We start from the raw sequence: 22,773 nt of genomic DNA, 5'->3' as shown, positions 1-22,773 counted from the left end.
ATCCTTAATAAAGTTAGCTATGAGTAGTATTCAACAAAATATTGAACAGATCACCTCACAGATTGAAGCGGCACAACAAAAGTGTGGACGCCCTCTAGGCTCAGTGCAACTTCTGGCGGTGAGTAAAACTAAACCGTTCGACGCGATTTTAGACGCAGCTCGCGCCGGTCAAGTCGCTTTTGGCGAGAATTACGTACAGGAAGGCGTTGATAAAGTTGCCTATTTCGCTGAAAACCACCCTGAACTAGCCCTAGAATGGCACTTTATTGGTCCAATTCAGTCCAATAAAACACGCCATGTCGCGGAAAGCTTTGCCTGGGTGCATACTGTTGATCGCGCTAAGATTGCGCAGAGACTCAATGATCAAAGGCCTCAAGAAATGGCGCCGCTACAGGTGCTTATTCAGGTCAATACCAGCAGTGAAAGCTCTAAATCTGGCGCCAGTGATGACGAAATCTTTGCTTTGGCAGAGTTGATTTCTTCTTTGCCAAACCTCACGTTAAGAGGATTGATGTCTATCCCGGCCAACGTTTCAGACTATCAGTCGCAACTTACAGCCTTTAACCATTTGGCAGAGCTGAAAAACCGATTGGCGCAACGTTACCCAGAGCTCAATCTCGACACGCTTTCGATGGGCATGAGTGGCGATATGGAAGCCGCAATTGAAGCGGGAACGACTATGGTCCGAATCGGAACCGCTATTTTCGGTGCTCGCGACTACAGCAATAAAGCTTAATCAGCAATAACAGGAAGAACACAATCAATGGAACACAAGAAAATTGCCTTTATCGGCGCAGGCAACATGGTCAAGGCTATCGTCTCAGGTTTAGTGTCAGGCGGTTATCCTGCTGACATGCTCACGGCGACAGCCCCATCTGAGACACGACGCCTGCCGTTGGAGCAAGATTATTCCATTAAGACCACCAGCGACAATATAGCCGCTGCCAGCGAGGCTGAGGTGGTCGTCCTTTCTGTGAAACCACAAATGATGGAAGCGGTATGTAAACCGCTTCAATCCATCGACTGGTCAGGCAAATTGGTCATTTCTATTGCCGCAGGGATAAGTAGCCAGCGCCTATGTGAAATGCTGAATCACAACCTAAACATCGTTCGCGTTATGCCAAACACGCCATCTCAGCTTGGTTTGGGAATGAGTGGCCTGTATGCTCCAGCGCACGTTTCACAGCAAGATAAAGCCTTTGCAGCTGAACTAATGGAGTCATGCGGCAAAGTTTGCTGGGTAGAGCAAGAATCCGGCATCAACAGCATCATTGCAGCTGCTGGCAGCGCTCCGGCTTACTTCTTCCGCTTTATGGAAGCGATGCAAGCTGAAGCCATTGCCCAAGGTTTTGATAAAGAGACAGCCCGCCTGTTAGTGCAGCAATCAGCCTTAGGAGCCGCCAGTATGGTCGTCGGCAATCCAGAAACAGAACTATCAACACTGCGCGAAAACGTCACCTCAAAAGGCGGTACAACGGCGGAAGCGTTACGCACATTCAACGAACACCAACTTTCAGATATAGTAGCAAAAGCGATGCAAGCCGCAGTAGCTCGTGCTGAAGAAATGGAAAAACAGTTTTAATTAGATTGAGCCTTGGCTCTACGAACAAAGGGTAACCTATGAATTCAATGAATTTTCTGATTTCCACCCTGTTTGATCTCTACATCATGGTGGTGATCTTGCGGATTTGGCTGCAAGCTGCGCGAGCAGATTTCTACAACCCATTCTCACAGTTTATCGTCAAAGCAACTCAACCCGTTGTTGCACCACTGCGCAGAGTTGTCCCTTCGATAGGCAGCATTGATTTGGCAACAGTACTGTTTGCTTATGTGCTATGTGTGCTGAAATTTGTCACTCTGATCTTGGTTGCCTCAGGTGGCTCGGTGTCATTCAGTGCAGAATTCTTCTTCCTTGGCCTGCTATCACTGATTAAAGCGGCAGGTGGCTTGCTGTTCTGGGTACTGCTTATCCGAGCCATCCTAAGCTGGGTCAGCCAAGGCCGCAGCCCGATTGAATATGTCTTCCATCAGCTTACAGAGCCTATGTTAGCGCCTATCCGCCGCGTAATTCCAGCAATGGGTGGGTTTGATCTTAGCGTACTGGTGCTATTTATTGGCCTTCAGTTCGCGAACTTCCTGATGGGTGACATGATTGGACCTATCTGGTTCCAGCTATAATGGCAAAAACCGCTTGGTTAGAAGGTGATGATCTGCTACTCAGGCTCTACATTCAGCCCAAGGCGAGCAGAGATAAGCTGATTGGGCTGCATGGTGATGAAATCAAACTCGCGATTACCGCCCCACCTGTAGACGGAAAAGCCAACGCTCACTTGAGTAAATACCTGTCCAAACAGTTCAAAGTCGCCAAAGGGCTAATCACCATAGAGAAAGGGGAACTAGGGCGACATAAGCAAGTCCGAATCCAGTCCCCAGCTCATATACCCGAAACAATAAAGGCCATCTTGTGATGGCCTTTTTAATAACTACTATTGTTTTTATGTAATTTAATAGAAAAATAACCACATATTGTTCAAAAATAAAATACTTAAAAACGTACAGCCTTCAGCTTGCTATGTGATTTTTATTCATAAAGTTGGGTTCAGAATGCAACCAATCACTCAAGCTGGGTAGAATTCTACTCAAAATGCTTAGCAAGGGAGCTATATCTTTTGGCATCAAAACTAAAATATCTTATTCCACTGTTAGTACTCATGCTTGGCTCCGCTTACATGAATGCCTACAACGAAGTGGGTGATAGCATTGAAATTACTATCGCATTTATTAGCCCCCTATTGGCTTATGTAGCTATCGCCGCGCTTATAGCAAAATTTCAAGGCTTAGAGCTATTTAGCTCAAACTTCATCAAGTACTTCTCTGTTGCACTTATCGCCACAACGATTGCAGAGACTGCTTACCCCGCTTTTATCTATCGAGATCAAACCGTTCCCCCCGACCTGTGGACGATTTTCTCAATACAACTTTTGTTTAACATTTACATTGTAAGAGTAATAAAAAATGACCAGTCTAATTAAAGAATTAAGCCCAGCAGGACCACTCCTCACTCTCTTGCTAAAAATGAAAAAACAGATAGATTCCAAAGTGGCGGCTACCTCTATCTTAGAGTGTTATCAGAGCTTACAAGTTTGATCTCCCCAAAGGACAGGCTTAGCTTATTCTTAGATATACATCCGCAAGCCACTTCACTATGAATACTGCGAACATCTTGACCCTAAAAAAATCCTTGGACATACGACGATTCAGAAAATCATTACTTATGCTCACTTAGCGCCTAATTGGTTATAAGCCGCTCTTAAAATTAATCCATTAATAAGATCAACAAATTAACTACTTTTACTGTTTAGATTCGAATATTGTAAATACAAACCGCTCTACAACCCCCTATACAGCCTAGAAAATCCTTACTTTACTGGCGATGCAAGCCTTGTTCTGATGGCCTTTTTCATTCGAATCACGAAAAGCACACTCTCAATACTTCACATCAAAAGCACAGCATAAATCGCCATTGGTCATCTAAAAACCTTCACAGAGTGAGGATCCAAACGTATGATCAGGCGTAAAAACAACAAGTATGTAGCGATATCATTGACGCTGCTCTTTTCCTCTGTAGTAAGCCATTAAGGAAGCATCATGAAAAAATGGATCACGTTAGCGCTGGCCAGTCTTTTAGCTCTACCCGCATGGGCAGGTCAGTTTAAAACCATCAAAGATGTCGAAGTTCACTACTCCGCGTTTAACTCCACGTTCCTAACCCCGCAAGTCGCACGTAGCTATAAGCTGAAACGAAACGGCTACTTAGCAATCATTAATATCAGCGTGTTAGACAATTATCAGGCTGGTAAACCAGCGATTACCGCTAAAGTTAGTGGCAGCGCGAAAAACTTAATCGGCCAAACCAAGACACTTGAGTTTCGTGAAATAAAAGAAGGCTCTGCGATTTATTACCTCGCTGAATTCCCTATTTCGGAAGAGGAAAACCTAACCTTCAATATCGATGTTAATGCTGGTAATAAAGGTACAGGCAGATTAAAGTTCACCCAGAAATTTTATGTGGAAGAGTAACGGCTAAATGCCCTTCCCAATATAGGCACAAACAAGATTATGAATGCACAAAAAATTGTCCTAGCGACAGGTAATCAGGGCAAGGTTCGTGAGATGGCCGATCTACTGGCAGATTTTGGTTTCGATGTCGTGGCACAAAGCGAATTTAATGTCTCAGAAGTTGCTGAAACTGGCACAACATTTATTGAAAACGCCATCATTAAGGCGCGTCATGCAGCGAAAGAAACTGGATTGGCGGCCATTGCCGACGATTCAGGTCTTGAAGTTGACTTCCTGAAAGGGGCCCCAGGCATCTACTCTGCACGTTATGCCGGAGAAGGCGCGAGTGACCAGCAAAATCTAGAGAAGCTGCTAGATGCAATGCAAGGCGTTCCGCAGGAGCAACGTACCGCACGCTTCCATTGTGTATTAGTACTAATGCGTCACGAATTAGATCCAACGCCGCTCGTCTGCCACGGTAAGTGGGAAGGCCGTATTCTGACTGAAGCTCAGGGCGACAATGGTTTTGGTTACGATCCGGTTTTCTTTGTTCCAGAAGATAACTGTGCTTCAGCAGAGCTTGAACCAACACGTAAAAAGCAACTTTCTCACCGTGGTAAAGCGCTTAAGCAGCTGTTTGCGACACTTTCTGAGCAGCAATAATGAGCCAATTGATTCCACCAGCGCTGAGTCTTTATGTCCACATCCCTTGGTGTGTACAAAAATGCCCGTATTGCGACTTTAACTCGCACGCGTTAAAAGCCGACATCCCTGAGCAAGAGTACATCGCTGCTCTGCTGGAGGACCTTGATACTGATATCGAGCGTTATCAGCTTAAAACCAAACCACGGGCACTCCACTCTATATTTATCGGTGGAGGAACCCCAAGTCTCATCTCAGCGCAAGGAATCGCTGATCTACTTGCTGGCATAGAAAAAAAGAATCGCCTTTAAAGACGAGATTGAAATCACCATGGAAGCCAACCCAGGCACGATTGAAGCGGAGCGCTTCGCTGGGTATCGCAAAGCGGGTGTGACGAGAATTTCGATTGGTGTACAGAGCTTCGAACAGCAGAAGCTCGAACGTCTTGGGCGTATACATGGTCAGGATGAAGCCGTCAATGCTGCTAAGCTGGCGCACAAAATTGGTTTAAATAGCTTTAATCTTGATTTAATGCACGGTCTGCCAGATCAAACCGTAGAGCAAGCACTTGCGGATCTGGAGAAGGCGATTGAGCTTAACCCGCCACATCTTTCGTGGTATCAGCTCACTATTGAACCCAACACCATGTTCCACTACAAGCCGCCTGTTCTGCCCGACGACGATGACTTGTGGGACATTTTTGAACTCGGTCACCAAAAGCTGGCTGAAGCGGGTTACGTTCAGTACGAAATCTCCGGCTACAGTAAGCCAGAATATCAATGCCAACATAATCTCAACTATTGGCGTTTTGGTGACTATCTCGGCATTGGTTGTGGCTCGCATGGCAAACTCAGTTTCGCTGATGGACGGATCATCCGTACGACCAAGGTCAAGCACCCGAGAGGCTATTTGGCAGCCTATCAGAATATGGTGAAACCCTACCTAGATAGTGAAGCCGATGTCGCTGGCGAAGATCGCCCTTTCGAGTTCTTTATGAACCGGTTCCGTTTGATGGAAGCCTGTCCTAAGCAAGACTTTTTAGATACAACTGGCTTGGGTTTTGAATCGATTCAGGAAACCATCGACTGGGCGAAAGAGATGCAATACCTCAGTGAGTCTGATACGCATTGGCAAATCACCGAGAAAGGCAAACTGTTCCTCAACGACTTACTCGAAGCCTTTATGGTGGAAGAATAGAGCGTAAATAGGATACGAGAGACGGGAACGGACTTCGTCCTATGGAAAGTGGGAGAATTTACAGGGTTGGCATTTTGCGCCAACCCTGTATTTTTTGTCATCCTCAAGAACAAGGAACGAGTGAGTTGGGGATCTCTTGAAGCGAATCGAACTCTTAATGAGATTCTCTACTCGCTCCTTCGTCACTCTATGGAATGACCGATTAATAGCACGGAGATGCTCTCGAAGGGCGCAGCCCGATCTCAAAGCAAAGCGTTCCGAGGATCTCTAAAAAATCGATCGCCCAATGCGCTCTGCTAACAATTCTAGCGCTTTAGTTCCTGCTAACGAGTTACCTGAAGGATCGAGCTCTGGAGACCAAACCGCAATCGTCATCTCTCCCGGTACGATAGCAATAATCCCGCCACCAACACCAGACTTACCTGGCATACCGACTCGGTAGGCGAATTCACCAGCGCCATCATACAAACCACACGTTGCCAGCAAAGCGTTAAGCTGCTTGGTTTGGGTAGGCGTCACCACAGGCCTACCGGTTTGCACTGAAGTGCCTTTGTTAGCCAGATAGCTGAATGTTTTCGCTAAATCGACGCAGCTCATCTTCAAAGCACACGCATGAAAGTAGTTATTCAGTACTGGTATAACATCATTGTCAAAGTTGCCAAAAGAGCGCATCAGATAGGCAATCGCCGCGTTGCGATCGCTGTGCATCATCTCAGATGCAGCGACTATTTTGTCATAACAAATATGAGTATCGCCCGACAGTTGACGGACAAATTCCAGCAAGCGTTGTCTCGGTGCGGACAAGCGACTTTGCAGCAAATCGGCAACCACTATTGCCCCAGCATTAATGAAAGGGTTCCGTGGAATGCCCTGCTCCATCTCAAGCTGAATAAGAGAGTTAAATGCCTGACCAGAAGGTTCCTTACCTACCCGCGCCCAAATCTCATTAGGGGTATATAAGCCCATTGCTAACGTCAAACTCAACGCTTTAGAAATGGACTGAATAGAAAAAGGCTCGTCGGCATCACCGGCTTTGATCACTTCCCCCTTATTGGTAAAGACAGCTATCGCTAGTTTATTAGCCGGTACTTTTGCCAACGCTGGAATATAATCGGCTACTTTTCCCTGACCGATAAGCGGCCTGACCTCTTGCAGGATGTCGGCTAAAATTTCTTTTGTCGGTTTCATTACTTACCTATCTTTCAAAGGCTTATTATTTTTCTTGTAGGGTCAAAAAAGCCAACATCAAAAATGTTGGCCTTCTCATTCGCTTTTATTTAGCGGGTGACTTAGCTAACACGCTTAAACTTAATGTCCCATACTCCGTGACCTAAACGGTGACCACGTGCTTCAAACTTGGTCAGAGGACGATCTTCCGGACGTGGAACAAAGTCACCATCCTCGGCGATGTTCTCATATCCAGGCGCTTGATTCATCACTTCAATCATATGCTCTGCGTAATTTTCCCAATCTGTCGCCATATGGAAGATGCCATCACCAACCATCAGTTTCTGGCGTACCATCTCAGCAAAGTCTAGCTGCACAATACGGCGCTTGTGGTGGCGCTTCTTGTGCCATGGGTCTGGGAAGAATAATTGCAGTGCTGCTAGGCTGCTGTCTGGGATCATGTGGGCAAATACTTCAACCGCATCGTGACACATCACTCGCAGATTGGTCAGGCCAGCTTCACGTGCATCAGCAAGACACGCACCCACACCTGGGCTGTGAACTTCGATACCAAGGAAGTTCTTCTCAGGTGCATTTTTCGCCATCTCAACCAGAGAAGCCCCCATACCAAAGCCAATTTCCAGTACCACAGGGTTGTCGTTGCCAAACACTTCTTTCCAATCAAGAAGCTTTTCTTGGTAATCAATACCCATTGTCGGCCAGCATTCATTCATTGCGTTTTCCTGACCTTTGGTCAAACGGCCTTCACGACGCACAAAGCTGCGCACTTTGCGTATCAATTTACCGTCTTCATTGTATTCGTTGGTGGTCACTTCACTCATGATTCTGCCTGTCTAAAAATTGCTCTCGACTTAAAGGGATTGTGATTATCCAAAGAATCGACACTGGTGCAAGTATTTTAGGTCATTTCTCGCAGAATAAACCCTTACTCTTTATCGGTTGTACTTTAGACAGTTTATGTGGTGCAATTTTAGCTCACCCAACAAATACAATATTACAGAGCAAGTCGTGACTCCTTTTGCTAAAGCCATCTTAGAGTGGTACGAAGACTACGGAAGAAAAAGCCTTCCGTGGCAACAAGATAAAACCGCGTATAGCGTTTGGTTATCTGAGATCATGCTTCAGCAGACTCAGGTCACTACCGTGATCCCTTATTACCAACGCTTTCTCGAACGCTTCCCGACTGTCGTCGACCTTGCCAATGCAGAGCAAGATGAAGTGCTGCACCTATGGACAGGGCTCGGCTACTACGCGCGAGCACGTAACTTACATAAAGCCGCGAAGATCGTTGCAGAACAGTATCAGGGAGAGTTTCCTCTCGATATTGAACAGATGAACGCCCTACCGGGTATAGGCCGTTCTACCGCAGCGGCAGTGTTGTCATCTGTCTATAAACAACCACACGCTATTTTAGACGGCAATGTGAAGCGCACACTGGCGCGCAGTTTTGCTGTTGAAGGCTGGCCGGGACAAAAGAAAGTCGAAAATCAGCTTTGGCAGCATGCTGAAGAACATACTCCCGATACCGATGTCGACAAGTACAATCAGGCAATGATGGATATGGGAGCCATGGTGTGCACTCGCAGCAAGCCCAAGTGTACATTGTGCCCAGTATCTTCCTTTTGTGCCGCCTACAAACAAGGTAACCCTCTTGATTACCCAGGAAAAAAGCCGAAAAAAGAAAAACCTGTCAAAGAAACCTGGTTTATTATGCTGCATCACCAAGGGCATGTATGGCTGGAGCAACGTCCACAATCAGGTATCTGGGGCGGGCTATTCTGCTTTCCAGAACATTTTGAAGCACAGCTCGATCATCAACTGACAATACGTGGTGTTCTTGACCAAGACATTCAACGCCATGAAACGTTGATTGCTTTTCGCCACACCTTTAGCCACTACCACCTCGATATCACACCAATTTTGGTAGACCTATCAAAGCAACCTGATGTGGTGATGGAAGCAAACAAAGGTCTTTGGTATAACTTATCGCAACCTGAAGAGATAGGTTTAGCCGCTCCGGTAAAACAACTACTGGAAAGCCTGCCTTTCGAACTTCAACATTAATTTAACTCTAAGGAGTCGTTATGAGCCGCACTGTATTTTGTGCTCGACTGAAAAAAGACGCTGAAGGTCTGGACTTTCAACTGTACCCTGGTGAACTAGGTAAGCGTATTTTTGACAATATTTCTAAACAAGCTTGGGCAGAGTGGCAACACAAGCAAACGATGCTGATCAACGAGAAAAAGCTCAACATGATGGATCCTGAGCACCGTAAATTAATCGAAACCGAAATGGTCAACTTCCTGTTTGAAGGTAAAGATGTCCATATCGAAGGCTACACGCCACCAAGCGAATAAAATTTGCCCTACAGGTCAAGGATAGAGAGAATGACATCACTGCGCTGCTTTGATGTCATTTTTTTAGGAGAAATATGAATAAGTTAGCTTACTTTTTTTCTGGCAATGGCGCTTACGGGTTGTAGCCGTGAGTTCATTGAAAATATCTACGATGTGAACTTTGAACCAACCAATCGCTTTGCCAAAAACTTAGCCGAGCTACCCGGTCAGTTTCAGAAAGATACGGCGGCACTCGATGCCTTGATCAGTAGCTTCTCAGGCAACATTGCAAAGCGTTGGGGACGCGGAGAAATAAAATTTGCAGGCAAGAGCAACTACGTCAAATACATCGACAACTACCTAAGTCGTTCAGAAGTCAATTTTGATAAGGGCACCATTATTATCGAAACCGTTTCACCAACCGACCCAAAAGGACATCTGAAAAATGCGATAGTGACCACACTGCTAACCCCCGATGACCCAGCAAACGTAGACTTATTCTCCTCCAAAGACATCAAGCTTGAAGGCCAACCGTTTCTTTATCGTCAGGTCGTCGACCAAGATAACAAGCCGATTCAGTGGTCGTGGCGAGCAAACCGATTTGCCGATTACCTGATTGCCAATAAGCTCAAAGTCAAAAACGTCGACTTCAAAAAAGCCTATTACGTTGAAATTCCGATGGTTGAGGAACAATTTGAGATACGCAGCTATAAGTATGCTGATATCGTTCAAAGAGCTTCACGCCGCTATGGTATTCCTGAAGATCTTATCTACGCGATTATCAAAACAGAAAGTAGTTTTAACCCATATGCTGTAAGCTGGGCCAACGCCTACGGGCTTATGCAGGTTGTACCTAAAACCGCAGGGCGTGATGTGTTTAAGTTGGTGAAGAAGAAGTCTGGTCAGCCATCCCCTGAATATCTATTTAATCCAGAAAACAACATAGATACCGGTACCGCTTATTTCTACATTCTGAAGAATCGTTATCTCAAAGATGTTCGCCATCCGACGTCTCTCGAATACAGCATGATCTCTGCTTACAACGGGGGGACTGGCGGTGTGCTCAATACTTTCAATCGTAATGATAGAAAACGAGCAATGCGCGACCTTAACTCTCTAAAGCCAAATCAGGTTTATTGGGCATTGACGAAAAAACATCCAAACGCAGAAGCGCGCCGTTATCTCGAAAAAGTAACAAAATTCAAAAAGGATTTTAACGCTGGTAAATCATAAGCACTAAAAACGCCTAAATTATCGGCACTCAACCACTTTTTTTGAATTTTTTTCTAAAAACAAGTTGACGGCAAGACGGAAAATCCGTTTAATAGCGCTCCGTTGCCCGGATAGCTCAGTCGGTAGAGCAGAGGATTGAAAATCCTCGTGTCGGTGGTTCGATTCCGCCTCCGGGCACCACAATTTCTTTATTGTTGGTGTCTAGCACGAACAATTAGTAAAAAGAATAAAGTGTGCCGACTTAGCTCAGTAGGTAGAGCAACTGACTTGTAATCAGTAGGTCACCAGTTCGATTCCGGTAGTCGGCACCATTCTTTTGCCTCGATAGCTCAGTCGGTAGAGCAGAGGATTGAAAATCCTCGTGTCGGTGGTTCGATTCCGCCTCGAGGCACCATTATTTGGTGCTTATCTGATAAGATAACACGAATAATTCCCCCTTAGTTCAGTTGGTAGAACGGCGGACTGTTAATCCGTATGTCGCAGGTTCGAGTCCCGCAGGGGGAGCCATATTAGAAAAAGCCTCATCACAAGATGAGGCTTTTTCGTATCTCATGCTCCTGCTTTGTTCCAAAGCAATGTCTCAGACCTAGCCGGCCGCGTTGATTCCCGCAGGGGGAGCCATTTTCAAGAAGCCAAGTCGGAAGACTTGGCTTTTTTGTTTTTCACTGCGTCTACTTCCAACCCTCAATCGATTCAACGTTCAAAAACCTCACAGGCACCTTTCTCATAGCATCTCAACTTTTTACGCAACTTTGATTTTATTCTCACTGCTCGAAGATAATCTCCCACTAAACCTTTAGGCGTGAATAACAGGCAGTCGTACTGATTCAGGCTGCTATAGTCGATCCAAAATACGCAGAAAATTGGGTTCAATTTGCCAATATCCAGAAAAACCGGCTGAACTAGTTCAGGACTAGACACTAATTCGTCTCTTAAACAACTGAAAAGTACCCTTTAAGGTATGTTTTTTGGCTATCTAAATACATTATTCCCTACTCTATCGGGTAGAACTTCTGTTGCTGGCTATACATTTATTATCCGAAATGAGCAAAAACAGCCCATTAAGTATAGAAAAACAACAAACGATATTTTTTTTGCAATTTAATATTGACCTCTAAGGCGAAAAGCCTTTTAATACACCTCGTCGCCCGGATAGCTCAGTCGGTAGAGCAGAGGATTGAAAATCCTCGTGTCGGTGGTTCGATTCCGCCTCCGGGCACCACAATTTATTAATTGTTGGTGCTTAGCACGAACAATAGTTAAAGAATAAGGTGTGCCGACTTAGCTCAGTAGGTAGAGCAACTGACTTGTAATCAGTAGGTCACCAGTTCGATTCCGGTAGTCGGCACCATTTCTTTAAACGAATAATTCCCCCTTAGTTCAGTTGGTAGAACGGCGGACTGTTAATCCGTATGTCGCAGGTTCGAGTCCCGCAGGGGGAGCCACATTCAATCAGTAAGCGAAAGCTTATTGATGAAAAAAGGCGCCGACTTAGCTCAGTAGGTAGAGCAACTGACTTGTAATCAGTAGGTCACCAGTTCGATTCCGGTAGTCGGCACCATTATTCCCCCTTAGTTCAGTTGGTAGAACGGCGGACTGTTAATCCGTATGTCGCAGGTTCGAGTCCCGCAGGGGAGGCCATATTAGAAAATGCCAAGTCGAAAGACTTGGCATTTTCGTATTTTATGCTCCTGCTTTGTTCCAAAGCAATGTCTCAGACCTAGCCGGCCGCGTTGAATCCCGCAGGGGGAGCCATATTAGGAAAAGCCTCATCACACGATGAGGCCTTTTCGTATCTCATGCTCCTGCTTTGTTCCAAAGCAATGTCTCAGACCTAGCTGGCCGCGTTGAGTCCCGCAGGGGGAGCCACTTTCAAAAAGCCAAGTCTTTCGACTTGGCTTTTTCCGTTGTTGCGTAACGACCCATTTGTTGAGCTTGTGGTCTCGATAATCGCCACTAGTATTAAATACTCAGATGATACGCATGCATAAGAGCAACAACCTCCACATCTCTTGGTTTGTCTAAACAATACATTCGTCGATCCTCTGATCTTATAAGCTCATTAAGCCGTCTCTTTACTTGTTTAAACTACCAGTACTGGCACTTTACACTTAGTACAAAAAGCCCCAGTCGATGACTGAGGCTGCTGTAGATAGATATCTGACCAGATTAAACTTTTACGCCCGCTTTCTCATTGAGCTGCTCCACTTCTTTGTCCAATGACTCTAGTTTGTCTTTCATCTGTTCTCGACAAAGAGTAGAAAGTTCGCGAATACTCTCTTTCCCGTACCCTTCGGTAATAATGGGTGGCAGCATCTCAACAATAACATGTCCATTATTCCAACGATTGATCTTAAGCCCATCGGTCGAGCTACAAACAATTGGAATAATAGGTAGTTGAGCACCAATCGCTGCATGGAAGGCACCTGTTTTAAAAGGTAGTAAGCCACGACCACGTGAACGCGTACCTTCAGGGAACATCCAGACGGATACATCACTCTGATTCATGCTATCCACAACCTGATCGATAGTACCCTTCGCCTTTGAGCGGTTCGCACGGTCAATCAGAATATTACCTGTTAACCAGTAAAGTTGGCCAAACAATGGCATCCACGCCAAGCTCTTTTTGCCTACTGTGACAACTTTTGGCGTCACAGCAGAAGAAACGGTAAACAAATCCCAGTTGTTCTGATGGTTGGCAATATATATATGCTGCCCACGTTTGTATGCATCTTCTGGTAAGCGCAGCTCTAGTGTGATGCCAAATACACGTGACATCTTGCCAAATAGGCGCCCAAAGGTAAAAACGTGTTTAGGGTTACGCGGGCTCAGCAAACAATAGCCACACCCAAACACAAACATCACAATTGCAAAAATCGCGACAGCGAACACACGTAGTAGTGCAATCATTAGTTGTTCTCCAAGAACAAAGTAGTCAATAAGATTTGCCCATGACTCTAACTGATCTAACGCTTATAAAAAAGCCGAAACTCTCGTTTCGGCTTACAAATGTTAGCTGAACTTAGTTAGAGTCCCGAAATCGTTCTATATTGGCACCGAGAGCAGACAATTTATCTTCGATTTTATCGTAGCCGCGATCGATATGATAAATACGATCAACAATTGTCTCACCATTCGCAATACAGCCTGCGATAACTAAGCTCGCTGAAGCACGCAAATCCGTCGCCATGACTTGCGCACCGCTGAGTTCTTCTACATCACCACAAATCACAGTATTGCCTTCGATTTCAGCTTTAGCCCCCATACGCATTAGTTCAGGTACATGCATAAAACGGTTCTCAAAAATAGTTTCTGTGATCACACCACCGCCTTTAGCCATTAAATTCAGTAGAGTGAACTGAGCTTGCATGTCTGTTGGAAAACCTGGGTGCGGCGCTGTACGTACTGTCACCGCTTTCAGTTCTCGGTCTGTCATATCAACTGAAATCCAGTCTTCACCAGTGTCCACTTTGGCACCAGCTTCTTCCAACTTAGCCAACACAGCTTCAAGGAGTTGAGCCTTAGTATTGCGACACACAACTTTACCGCCTGAAACGGCCGCGGCAACAAGGAAAGTTCCTGTCTCAATGCGGTCAGCAACAACAGCATGTTGCCCACCACCTAGACGTTCAACCCCTTCAATGGTGATCGTATCAGTACCAGCACCAGAAATTTTAGCACCAAGCGTATTCAGGAACTCAGCTGTATCAACAATTTCTGGCTCACGCGCAGCGTTGTCCAGTACTGTCTTACCTTCAGCCAGAGTCGCAGCACACATAATCGTAATCGTTGCGCCAACGCTGACTTTATCCATCACAATGTGCGCACCTTTCAGACGACCATCGACGTTAGCTTTAACGTAGCCATCTTCCAGTGTGATAGTGGCACCTAGCTGCTCTAGCCCATGGATATGCAGATCCACAGGACGTGCACCAATAGCACAACCGCCAGGTAAAGATACTTGACCTTGACCAAAACGCGCCACCAATGGACCCAATGCCCAGATAGATGCACGCATCGTTTTCACTAAATCATAAGGAGCGCAATATTCATTAATACTGCTCGGGTCAACATGTACAGAACCATTACGTTCTACTTTAGCACCTAGACGCTTGAGCAATTCCATCGTCGTATCAATATCACGTAGATGCGGAACGTTCGCGACTTCAACGGGCTCTTCCGCCAAAATAGAGGCGAAAAGAATTGGCAATGCTGCGTTTTTCGCACCAGAGATAGTGACTTCACCAACCAGAGGTTGTTTTGACCCTTTTACTCTAAACTTATCCATCATTAACCCTTACAGTGACATCAACTTCTTATCACGTGCCCACTCTTCTGGTGAGTAAGCTTTAATGGAAACAGCATGGATGTCATTTCTTTGGATATATTCCATCAATGGAGCGTAAATCATTTGTTGCTTCTTAACGCGGCTCATTCCTTCGAAGCTAGCATCAACAGCGACCACTTCGTAGTGGCTGCCTTCACCTTTAACATGTAACTCTTCTAGGCTAAGTGCTTCTTCTAAAATCTGTTGTACTTTTGCGCTATCCACAATTTACCCCTGTTTAATTCTTTAAATGCCCATCGATAAGCTCTTCGATATTACTCAACTGAAATAAAGTTAGCAGTTGTTTTGGCACGAAGCTGAGCATTATATGACAGTTTTGCTTTTTTGCATGCTCTAATAGATGAATTAGCATCACCATGCCCGCTGAATCAACTCTTTCAATCTTTTCTAAGCTGATTTCAATCGTCGAGCTGGTGGTTTTCCAGTTGCATAAAGAGCGCCATAGGGCAGGTACTGACTCTCTATCTAACGACCCAGTAATTTGGTATTGGCTGTCAGACAAACGTAACCACTGCTCAGTGCTCATTGTGCTTTACCTTCAAAACGAATTGGCTTCGCCGCGAGATCTTCTAAATCTTTTGCTACTGCAAGAATGCCTTCCTGACGTAACTTCCCACTCCATTCAGACTGTTTGCTTGACAATAGGCTAATGCCCTCAGCGATCATATCAAACGCCTTCCATTCACCAGTCTTTTTGTCCTTCCGGAGTTTAAACTCAAGTTTGATGTTTGGACGTGGTGCATCAATGATTTCAACTTTCACGCCAGCAATGCTTTTCTTCGGACTGGATTTTGGTTCTGGGCCAAACTCGATATCTTGGTCAGTATACTGAGTTAGTACCTGAGCATACGAACTGACAAGATAAGCTCGAAATGCTTCAATGAACGTACCAACATCCTCTCGCTTTGCCCCTTTCAAGTTAGGACCTAAAAGCTTAAGTGCTGCATACTTTTCATTAACGTATGGCATCAGCTCCTCCTCAACAATCACTTTGAGGTAATCCGGATCCTGATGTACTTTGTCTTGCTCAGCTTTCAGTCTGGCAAATGCCTGCTCAGACACCTGTTTCATCATCTGGTAAGGCTGGGTTTTATCTATTTGAGCCGCCCAAGCGGTGAACGACAAAGCAAATGTCACTAAAGTAAGTACTAACTTTTTCAGCATGATTATTCCTCTTCTTTAGCCGAATCAGAACCGCCAACGCTGTACAGCACCTGGCCGATCAAGTCTTCTAACACTAGAGCAGATTTAGTGTCTTCAATATAGTCACCTTCCACCAGCATTTGCTCGTCATCAAAAACAAAGCCCGGCGTCAAACCAATGTACTGCTCGCCAATAAGGCCAGAAGTTAAAATCTTAACGCTGGAGGTTTCTGGAAATTGGTCAAATTGACTGTTAATCGCCATCGTCACGACAGGTAACAAGTTTTCAGTATCTAACCCAATGTCCGTCACTCGCCCAATAACAACACCACCCACTTTCACTGGCGAGCGGACTTTAAGACTGCCGATGTTGTCGAACTCTGCTTTCAGTGAGTAAGTATCATTTGAGCCAATGCCCTTTACGTCAGCGACTTGAAAAATCATCACTAGAATTGCGCAAATTCCAGCAAGGACAAAGCTGCCGACCCATAATTCAGTTTTTCTTGTTTGTTGCATACTTAGTTCCCAAACATCAATGCAGTCAGTACAAAGTCTAAGCCTAGTACCGCCAATGAAGAGTGTACGACAGTGCGTGTCGTTGCACGGCTAATACCTTCCGAAGTGGGAATGGCATCGTAACCGTTAAACAGTGCTATCCAAGTTACGGCAATGGCAAACACTAGACTCTTAATCATGCTGTTACCAATATCTTGCCCCAATTCAACAGAAGCTTGCATGGCTGACCAAAAGCTACCGTGGTCAATACCTTTCCAATCAACCCCCACTAACTGGCCACCCCAAATACCGATAGCCATAAAAATCATGGCTAGCATTGGCATAGAAATCACACCAGCCCAAAAACGCGGTGCTATCACTCGTTTTAATGGGTCGATGGCCATCATTTCCATACTGGACAGCTGCTCTGTGGCTTTCATTAGACCAATTTCAGCCGTCAATGCAGAACCCGCTCGCCCAGCAAATAGCAATGCTGTTACCACAGGCCCCAGTTCCCGCAGGAGTGACAAGGCTACCATCTGGCCCAAGGCGCCTTCAGCGCCAAAATCGACCAAGATGACGTAACCCTGTAGGCTCAATACCATGCCAATAAATAAGCCAGACAGTACAATAATGATCAGAGACTGAACGCCAACGCTGTAGAGTTGTTTTACCAGCAAAGGGAAGTTTTGGATTGGACGTGGACGAGAAGCTAGCGCACCAAGGAGCATTAAGCTAGCACGGCCAAACGACTCACAAACACCCATCGCTCTGCGTCCTGTTGATGCGATAAAATTCGCGAAGTCAGAAACCATCAGAATAGCTCCTTCTCTATAGACTGAGCTGGATAACGAAATGGTACTGGGCCATCTGCGTCTCCTTTGAGAAATTGTTGAACCTGTGGGTCAGGATTATCACGCAGTGCTTGTGGCGACCCTTTAGCTATAATTTTACCGTTAGCCAGAATATAGACCCAATCGGCGATACTCATCACTTCAGGCACATCATGAGAAACAACAATAGAAGTCACACCGAGTGCTTGATTAAGGTTACGTATCAGCTCCACCAACACTCCCATAGTGATCGGATCTTGCCCCACAAAAGGCTCATCGTACATAATCAGTTCTGGATCAAGGGCGATGGCACGGGCCAGTGCGGCTCGACGAGCCATTCCACCTGACAACTCACTTGGCATCAACTGAGAAGCCCCACGAAGCCCCACCGCCTCTAATTTGAGTAGTACTAAGGTTCGAATAAATCTTTCGTTTAAGTCGGTATGTTCACGAAGTGGAAAGGCAACATTGTCAAACACGTTAAGATCAGTGAACAAGGCTCCAGATTGGAATAACATGCTCATTTTCTTACGCTCTTTGTACAATTTTTTGCGGCTGAGTGACGGAATATTCTTACCATCAAACCACACCTCACCTCGCTCTGGATAAATCTGACCACCAATCAGACGGAGTAGCGTCGTCTTGCCTATACCTGAAGGCCCCATAATGGCGGTGACCTTACCTTTTGGCACCTGTAAGCTAATATCATCAAAAATCTTCCTTTCCCCACGGGAAAAAGTCAGATTTTTAATGGTTACGAGATCTACTGAGGACATGTTGGACCCTGACTTAGCGCTTAGAATGGGCAATCATAAGCACATTGTGTGAAAATTAAAAGCACTGTTCAATTAAATATGGTAGACCTGTTAATATTAGAAGTCGGTTTCATTGTAGCCACATATAATCGCCATCAATTTAAATAGTTAATAATTAATTGCTTCCCTTTTCGCCCCTAAACCGTCAAAATTAACGGTTAAATTTGTCCCGTTGTACACAAAATTAAGGATCATCATGTTTGAAGCCATTGCGTTTCTAGTCGTAGGATTAGTCATTCTGGTATGGAGTGCAGATAAGCTTGTTTTTGGCGCCGCGGCTCTAGCCCGAAATGTCGGAATATCTCCACTGGTGATCGGTATGACCATTCTAGCAATGGGCTCTTCAGCACCTGAAATGATGGTATCAGCAACCGCCGCTCTTGATGGAAAAACCGATACTGCGGTAGGCAATGTTTTAGGCTCTAATATTGCCAACATTGCGCTGATTCTTGGCATCACAGCGATGATCAAGCCTCTCTCAATCAGCTCAGCAGTATTACGCCGAGAACTACCACTTATGATTGGCGTAACGATTTTGGCTGGTATCTTACTGTGGGACAGCCACTTAGGTTTTTACGAAGGTGTACTTCTTTTCGTTCTGTTTGCGGCCTTTATTATCGCTATGCTGCGCATCAGCAAAAAGGAGAAAAAAAGCGGGCAGTGATGATCCGCTTTTAGTAGAACAAGAGTCAGAAGTACCAGAAGGCGTCAGTAATGGTAAAGCAGCAATATGGGTTGTGATTGGCTTGGTACTCCTGCCTGTCGCCGCAGATACACTCGTGACCAACGCTGTATTTATCGCCCAATACTACGGTATGAGTGACCTTGTTATCGGCTTAACCATCATTGCTGTAGGTACCAGCTTACCAGAACTCGCGGCTTCATTAGCGGGTGTCATGAAGGGCGAAGACGATATGGCCGTAGGTAATATCATTGGATCTAACGTATTCAATATTCTCGCCGTCATGGGGATTCCAGGCATCCTCAACCCAGCCACTCTTAGTGAATATGCAATGGGACGAGACTTTTGGATAATGCTAGGCGTCTCATTGTTGCTGGTTGCAATGGCATTGGGTAAATCTCGTAGTATCAACCGAGCTGAAGGTGCTGTATTATTCTGCTGTTTTATTGCTTATCAAGGATATCTCATCCTGAACATGACAGCTTAACTTTATTTTTGCCTGCCGGAGTGTGACATGTTTGATTTTCGCTCTGCTGCTCTTGAAGTACTAAAAACAGAAATCGAAGCCCTTGAGCAGCTAGATCAGTATTTTAATGAGGATTTCATCCAAGCCTGTGAACTCATTCTTGCCAATAGAGAAGGTAAGGTTGCTGTCATGGGGATGGGTAAATCAGGACATATTGGTAATAAAATTGCCGCCTCACTAGCTAGCACTGGAACATCCGCATTCTTTGTTCACCCAGGTGAAGCCGCTCATGGCGACTTGGGAATGATCAAATCTGGTGATATCGTGCTTGCGATCTCCAACTCAGGAGAATCAGCCGAAATCTTAGGGCTTTTTCCTGTTTTGAAGCGCCTCAACATCAAAATCATTAGCATGACAGGCAAGCCAAGCTCGACGATGGCGAAGCTATCTGACTTTCACTTACAGATCACGGTTCCCAAAGAAGCTTGCCCACTGGGATTAGCACCAACAGCAAGTACCACCGCGACATTGGCCATGGGTGACGCACTGGCGGTTGCTTTGCTGCAGGCTCGCGGTTTTACCGCTGAAGATTTTGCCCTCTCGCACCCCGGTGGCGCATTAGGCAGAAAGTTGCTGCTTAAACTATCAGACATCATGCACACGGATGATCAACTCCCTTTAGTCACACCAGATACTGTAGTCCGAGAAGCATTGCTGGAAATCAGCCAGAAAGGTTTAGGAATGACTGCCGTCGTTGATAGCCACCAGCATCTAGTAGGGATTTTCACTGACGGCGATCTACGCCGTATTCTCGATAAGCGAATTGATATTCACAGTGCATTGATTGGTGAAGTGATGACGACCAACCCCACGACCGCCAGTCCGAACATTCTTGCTGCTGAAGGCCTCAATCTTATGCAGCAGAAAAGCATTAATGGCTTAATTCTATGCCTAGACGGCAAGGTTGTCGGTGCATTAAACATGCATGATTTGTTAAAAGCGGGGGTGATGTGATGTCGAAATTAATTGAAACCCTGTATAAACCAGTGGAACAAAACACGCTTAACATTGCCAAAGAAATTAGATTGTTAATCTGCGATGTCGATGGCGTCTTCTCTGACGGTCTTATTTACATGGGTAATGATGGAGAAGAGCTAAAAACATTTCATACACGAGATGGATACGGCGTTAAATCTTTGATGAATGCGGGCATCGAAATCGCTATTATCACTGGTCGACAATCACGTATTGTTGAGAATCGCATGAAGGCTCTGGGAATCTCACTGATTTACCAGGGGCAAGACGATAAAGTAAAAGCTTATCAGGACATTTGCAGCAAATTGAATATTGCGCCAGAGCACACCGGCTATATAGGTGATGATCTTATTGACTGGCCTGTCATGGAAAAAGTAGCTTTAAAAGTCTGTGTCGCTGACGGACATCCACTCCTGGCTCAACGCGCAAATTACGTCACTTCAATACGTGGCGGACACGGTGCAGTCAGAGAAGTGTGTGACCTCATTTTACAAGCACGCAATGAACTTGATGTCCACAAAGGTCTAAGTATATGAGTTTATCCCGTATCGGTTACCTGATACTGGCATTTGTTATCTGTTGGTCGACTTACTACCTATTTGATAAAGGACAGGGGTACGACATTCAGGTAGAACCGGATACCGAACTACCCATGTTTAGCGGTGAAGATTTAGTGAATACCTCATACAACCAGGAAGGTATTCGCAGCTACATCATCACATCCGTTAAACTCGATCACTACGCAAAAAGTGGTGATACCTTTTTTGATCAACCGGTCTTAAAAGTATACAAAGAAGGCACAACCCAAGAGTGGGAGGTCACTGCTGACCGAGGCATTCTAGGGCAAGATCATGTGCTGACATTATATGACAACGTATTGGCGAAAAACCTATTGCCAGATTCTGGCTTTGACACCATGTCAACGGATGTACTCGGCATCCAGTTGGATAATCGCGATTTTTGGGCAGACAACCAAGTCACCTTGGTTGGTCCTCAGTTTGAAACAGTAGGTCAGGCAATGAAAGGCAACTTTGCTGAAAACAACGCCATCCTCTACAAACACGTACAGGGTAGATATGAAACTCTCACACCTTAGTCTAATTTCTTGTTTGCTGATTTCTGGGCATGCTCTGGCGCTGTCTACCGATCAAGATCAGCCTGTCTACATCGATTCAGACAGCCAACAGCTTGATATGCAGAGCAACAAAGTGACCTTTCTTGGTGACGTGAAGCTCAAGCAAGGCAGCATAAATATTAATGCCGATAAAGTCATCGTGACTCGCGACCCTAGTGACGGGTCTATTCAAGAAATCGAAGGATACGGCGATTTAGCCACTTTCTCACAGCTTACTGATGATGGAAAAACCCTCTACGGTGAAGCAAAAGAGCTTTACTACGTAATGGTAGACGATCAACTCACAATGATAGATAAAGCGATGTTGTCCCAAGACGATAGTGTTATTCGTGGTACCAAAATCCGCTATAAAATCTCTTCTCAAAAGCTCATTGCTGATGGTAAAGAGAAAGGCGACCGCGTCTCAACGGTTCTTCAGCCACAAGCAGTGCAAGAATAATTATGGCAAAACTCAAAGCAGAGCATTTAGCAAAGACCTACGGAAATCGCAAAGTAGTGACTGACGTCAGTCTAGAAGTCACTTCAGGACAAATTGTAGGATTGCTTGGTCCGAATGGAGCAGGTAAAACCACTTCGTTTTATATGATTGTCGGCTTGGTAGCTCGCGATGAAGGGTCAATTACTATTGACGGTCAAGATATCAGTATTCTACCGATGCATAGTCGTTCTCGCATGGGCATTGGCTATCTCCCACAAGAAGCATCTATCTTCCGTAAATTGTCGGTTGAGCAAAACATCATGGCGGTACTAGAAACACGTGAAGAGCTAACCCGTGAGCAACGCCAAGATAAGTTGGAAGACTTATTGGAAGAATTCCACATTCAGCACATTCGCCACAGTGCAGGTATGGCACTATCAGGGGGTGAACGTCGTCGTGTTGAGATCGCTCGAGCTTTGGCTGCGAACCCACAATTTATCTTACTGGACGAGCCTTTCGCGGGTGTTGACCCAATATCGGTCATTGATATTAAGAAAATCATTGAACATCTGCGTGATCGCGGGCTAGGCGTTTTGATTACCGACCACAACGTCCGTGAAACATTAGACGTGTGTGAAAAAGCGTATATTGTGAGCCAAGGACACCTGATTGCAGAAGGTACACCAGAACAAGTGCTTAACAACGAACAGGTAAAACAAGTTTATCTCGGCGAACAATTCCGTCTATGA

The 22,773-nt window shown here is 45.4% G+C and carries 25 protein-coding genes, 9 tRNA genes and 2 pseudogenes; 26 read left to right on the top strand and 10 right to left on the bottom strand.

Annotated elements, in window-relative coordinates; translation table 11 throughout:
- The first annotated feature begins 19 nt into the window (after positions 1–19).
- The 8 genes and pseudogenes from KW548_03985 to hemW all read left to right on the top strand — a co-directional run bounded on the left by KW548_03985 (position 20) and on the right by hemW (position 5,898).
- Positions 20–736, top strand: coding sequence for a YggS family pyridoxal phosphate-dependent enzyme (locus KW548_03985; GenBank protein QXX07211.1), 717 nt, complete (start codon positions 20–22; stop codon positions 734–736).
- A gap of 27 nt (positions 737–763) precedes the next feature.
- Positions 764–1,582, top strand: coding sequence for a pyrroline-5-carboxylate reductase (gene proC / locus KW548_03980; GenBank protein QXX07210.1), 819 nt, complete (start codon positions 764–766; stop codon positions 1,580–1,582).
- A 38-nt stretch (positions 1,583–1,620) separates the two neighbouring features.
- Positions 1,621–2,178, top strand: coding sequence for a YggT family protein (locus KW548_03975; protein ID QXX07209.1), 558 nt, complete (start codon positions 1,621–1,623; stop codon positions 2,176–2,178).
- Entirely contained in the window at positions 2,178–2,468 is a 291-nt protein-coding gene (gene yggU / locus KW548_03970) for a DUF167 family protein YggU (protein QXX07208.1), read from the top strand. Before KW548_03975 ends, yggU begins: the two co-directional genes overlap by 1 nt.
- Before the next feature lie 201 nt (positions 2,469–2,669).
- Entirely contained in the window at positions 2,670–3,032 is a 363-nt protein-coding gene (locus KW548_03965; GenBank protein ID QXX07207.1) for a hypothetical protein, read from the top strand.
- A gap of 616 nt (positions 3,033–3,648) precedes the next feature.
- Positions 3,649–4,080, top strand: a complete 432-nt coding sequence (locus tag KW548_03960; protein QXX07206.1) for a DUF4426 domain-containing protein — start codon at positions 3,649–3,651, stop codon at positions 4,078–4,080.
- 39 nt (positions 4,081–4,119) lie between these two features.
- Positions 4,120–4,722 (top strand): XTP/dITP diphosphatase, encoded by a 603-nt coding sequence (locus tag KW548_03955; GenBank protein ID QXX07205.1) that lies wholly within the window; start codon positions 4,120–4,122, stop codon positions 4,720–4,722.
- Positions 4,722–5,898: pseudogene (gene hemW / locus KW548_03950) on the top strand (radical SAM family heme chaperone HemW). The gene KW548_03955 and the pseudogene hemW overlap by 1 nt, the downstream one beginning before the upstream one ends.
- A gap of 267 nt (positions 5,899–6,165) precedes the next feature.
- Here the strand turns inward: hemW and glsB are convergent.
- On the bottom strand, positions 6,166–7,086 hold the full coding sequence (gene glsB / locus KW548_03945; protein ID QXX07204.1) for a glutaminase B: 921 nt from the start codon (positions 7,084–7,086) through the stop codon (positions 6,166–6,168).
- Between the two features lie 101 nt (positions 7,087–7,187).
- On the bottom strand, positions 7,188–7,907 hold the full coding sequence (gene trmB, locus KW548_03940) for a tRNA (guanosine(46)-N7)-methyltransferase TrmB (protein ID QXX07203.1): 720 nt from the start codon (positions 7,905–7,907) through the stop codon (positions 7,188–7,190).
- Positions 7,908–8,094: 187 nt separating this feature from the next.
- Between trmB and mutY the strand changes: the two genes are divergently transcribed.
- The 12 genes from mutY (at position 8,095) to KW548_03880 (ending at position 12,296) form a co-directional block, all read left to right on the top strand.
- A complete protein-coding gene (gene mutY / locus KW548_03935; GenBank protein ID QXX07971.1) occupies positions 8,095–9,150 on the top strand; it encodes an A/G-specific adenine glycosylase in 1,056 nt (351 codons plus the stop codon).
- Between the two features lie 20 nt (positions 9,151–9,170).
- Positions 9,171–9,443, top strand: coding sequence for an oxidative damage protection protein (locus KW548_03930; GenBank protein ID QXX07202.1), 273 nt, complete (start codon positions 9,171–9,173; stop codon positions 9,441–9,443).
- Between the two features lie 105 nt (positions 9,444–9,548).
- On the top strand, positions 9,549–10,655 hold the full coding sequence (mltC, locus tag KW548_03925) for a membrane-bound lytic murein transglycosylase MltC (protein ID QXX07201.1): 1,107 nt from the start codon (positions 9,549–9,551) through the stop codon (positions 10,653–10,655).
- A gap of 104 nt (positions 10,656–10,759) precedes the next feature.
- Positions 10,760–10,835, top strand: a tRNA-Phe gene (locus tag KW548_03920).
- Positions 10,836–10,890: 55 nt separating this feature from the next.
- Positions 10,891–10,966, top strand: a tRNA-Thr gene (locus KW548_03915).
- Between the two features lie 7 nt (positions 10,967–10,973).
- Positions 10,974–11,049, top strand: a tRNA-Phe gene (locus KW548_03910).
- A gap of 37 nt (positions 11,050–11,086) precedes the next feature.
- Positions 11,087–11,162: transfer RNA gene (locus tag KW548_03905), tRNA-Asn, on the top strand.
- Between the two features lie 639 nt (positions 11,163–11,801).
- A tRNA-Phe gene (locus KW548_03900) sits at positions 11,802–11,877 on the top strand.
- A gap of 53 nt (positions 11,878–11,930) precedes the next feature.
- Positions 11,931–12,006, top strand: a tRNA-Thr gene (locus tag KW548_03895).
- 18 nt (positions 12,007–12,024) lie between these two features.
- Positions 12,025–12,100 (top strand) — tRNA-Asn (locus KW548_03890).
- Positions 12,101–12,140: 40 nt separating this feature from the next.
- Positions 12,141–12,216, top strand: a tRNA-Thr gene (locus tag KW548_03885).
- Between the two features lie 3 nt (positions 12,217–12,219).
- A tRNA-Asn gene (locus KW548_03880) sits at positions 12,220–12,296 on the top strand.
- A 528-nt stretch (positions 12,297–12,824) separates the two neighbouring features.
- Here KW548_03880 and KW548_03875 read toward each other — a convergent pair.
- From KW548_03875 to mlaF, 8 genes are all read right to left on the bottom strand, one after another.
- The gene (locus KW548_03875; protein QXX07200.1) at positions 12,825–13,565 is read right to left on the bottom strand and encodes a 1-acylglycerol-3-phosphate O-acyltransferase; all 741 of its coding nucleotides are present in this window, start codon (positions 13,563–13,565) and stop codon (positions 12,825–12,827) included.
- 112 nt (positions 13,566–13,677) lie between these two features.
- Positions 13,678–14,943, bottom strand: a complete 1,266-nt coding sequence (gene murA, locus KW548_03870; GenBank protein QXX07970.1) for a UDP-N-acetylglucosamine 1-carboxyvinyltransferase — start codon at positions 14,941–14,943, stop codon at positions 13,678–13,680.
- Between the two features lie 9 nt (positions 14,944–14,952).
- Positions 14,953–15,207: a BolA family iron metabolism protein IbaG gene (gene ibaG / locus KW548_03865; GenBank protein QXX07199.1), complete on the bottom strand. Its 255-nt coding sequence runs from the start codon at positions 15,205–15,207 to the stop codon at positions 14,953–14,955.
- A gap of 13 nt (positions 15,208–15,220) precedes the next feature.
- Positions 15,221–15,529, bottom strand: a complete 309-nt coding sequence (locus KW548_03860; GenBank protein QXX07198.1) for a lipid asymmetry maintenance protein MlaB — start codon at positions 15,527–15,529, stop codon at positions 15,221–15,223.
- A complete protein-coding gene (locus KW548_03855; GenBank protein QXX07197.1) occupies positions 15,526–16,167 on the bottom strand; it encodes a phospholipid-binding protein MlaC in 642 nt (213 codons plus the stop codon). The genes KW548_03860 and KW548_03855 overlap by 4 nt, the downstream gene beginning before the upstream one ends.
- 2 nt (positions 16,168–16,169) lie before the next feature.
- On the bottom strand, positions 16,170–16,661 hold the full coding sequence (mlaD, locus tag KW548_03850) for an outer membrane lipid asymmetry maintenance protein MlaD (GenBank protein QXX07196.1): 492 nt from the start codon (positions 16,659–16,661) through the stop codon (positions 16,170–16,172).
- Positions 16,662–16,663: 2 nt separating this feature from the next.
- Positions 16,664–17,455, bottom strand: coding sequence for a lipid asymmetry maintenance ABC transporter permease subunit MlaE (gene mlaE / locus KW548_03845; GenBank protein ID QXX07195.1), 792 nt, complete (start codon positions 17,453–17,455; stop codon positions 16,664–16,666).
- Positions 17,455–18,249 (bottom strand): phospholipid ABC transporter ATP-binding protein MlaF, encoded by a 795-nt coding sequence (gene mlaF, locus KW548_03840; protein QXX07194.1) that lies wholly within the window; start codon positions 18,247–18,249, stop codon positions 17,455–17,457. Before mlaF ends, mlaE begins: the two co-directional genes overlap by 1 nt.
- Before the next feature lie 235 nt (positions 18,250–18,484).
- Between mlaF and KW548_03835 the strand changes: the two are divergent.
- From KW548_03835 to lptB, 6 genes and pseudogenes are all read left to right on the top strand, one after another.
- Positions 18,485–19,457, top strand: a pseudogene (locus tag KW548_03835) (calcium/sodium antiporter).
- A 27-nt stretch (positions 19,458–19,484) separates the two neighbouring features.
- Complete coding sequence (locus tag KW548_03830) at positions 19,485–20,450, top strand: KpsF/GutQ family sugar-phosphate isomerase (protein QXX07193.1); 966 nt, start codon at positions 19,485–19,487, stop codon at positions 20,448–20,450.
- Positions 20,450–21,007, top strand: a complete 558-nt coding sequence (gene kdsC, locus KW548_03825; GenBank protein ID QXX07192.1) for a 3-deoxy-manno-octulosonate-8-phosphatase KdsC — start codon at positions 20,450–20,452, stop codon at positions 21,005–21,007. Before KW548_03830 ends, kdsC begins: the two co-directional genes overlap by 1 nt.
- Positions 21,004–21,567 carry an LPS export ABC transporter periplasmic protein LptC gene (gene lptC / locus KW548_03820; protein QXX07191.1) on the top strand — a complete coding sequence of 188 codons (564 nt, stop codon included), beginning with the start codon at positions 21,004–21,006 and terminating at the stop codon, positions 21,565–21,567. The genes kdsC and lptC overlap by 4 nt, the downstream gene beginning before the upstream one ends.
- Positions 21,548–22,045, top strand: a complete 498-nt coding sequence (gene lptA / locus KW548_03815; protein ID QXX07190.1) for a lipopolysaccharide transport periplasmic protein LptA — start codon at positions 21,548–21,550, stop codon at positions 22,043–22,045. Before lptC ends, lptA begins: the two co-directional genes overlap by 20 nt.
- A 2-nt stretch (positions 22,046–22,047) precedes the next feature.
- Positions 22,048–22,773: an LPS export ABC transporter ATP-binding protein gene (lptB, locus tag KW548_03810; protein QXX07189.1), complete on the top strand. Its 726-nt coding sequence runs from the start codon at positions 22,048–22,050 to the stop codon at positions 22,771–22,773.

This window comes from Vibrio neptunius (genome assembly GCA_019339365.1).
Lineage (GTDB): Bacteria > Pseudomonadota > Gammaproteobacteria > Enterobacterales > Vibrionaceae > Vibrio > Vibrio neptunius.
Note: the sequence above shows the minus strand (reverse complement) of the source record. Positions and strands in the feature narration are given on the sequence as shown.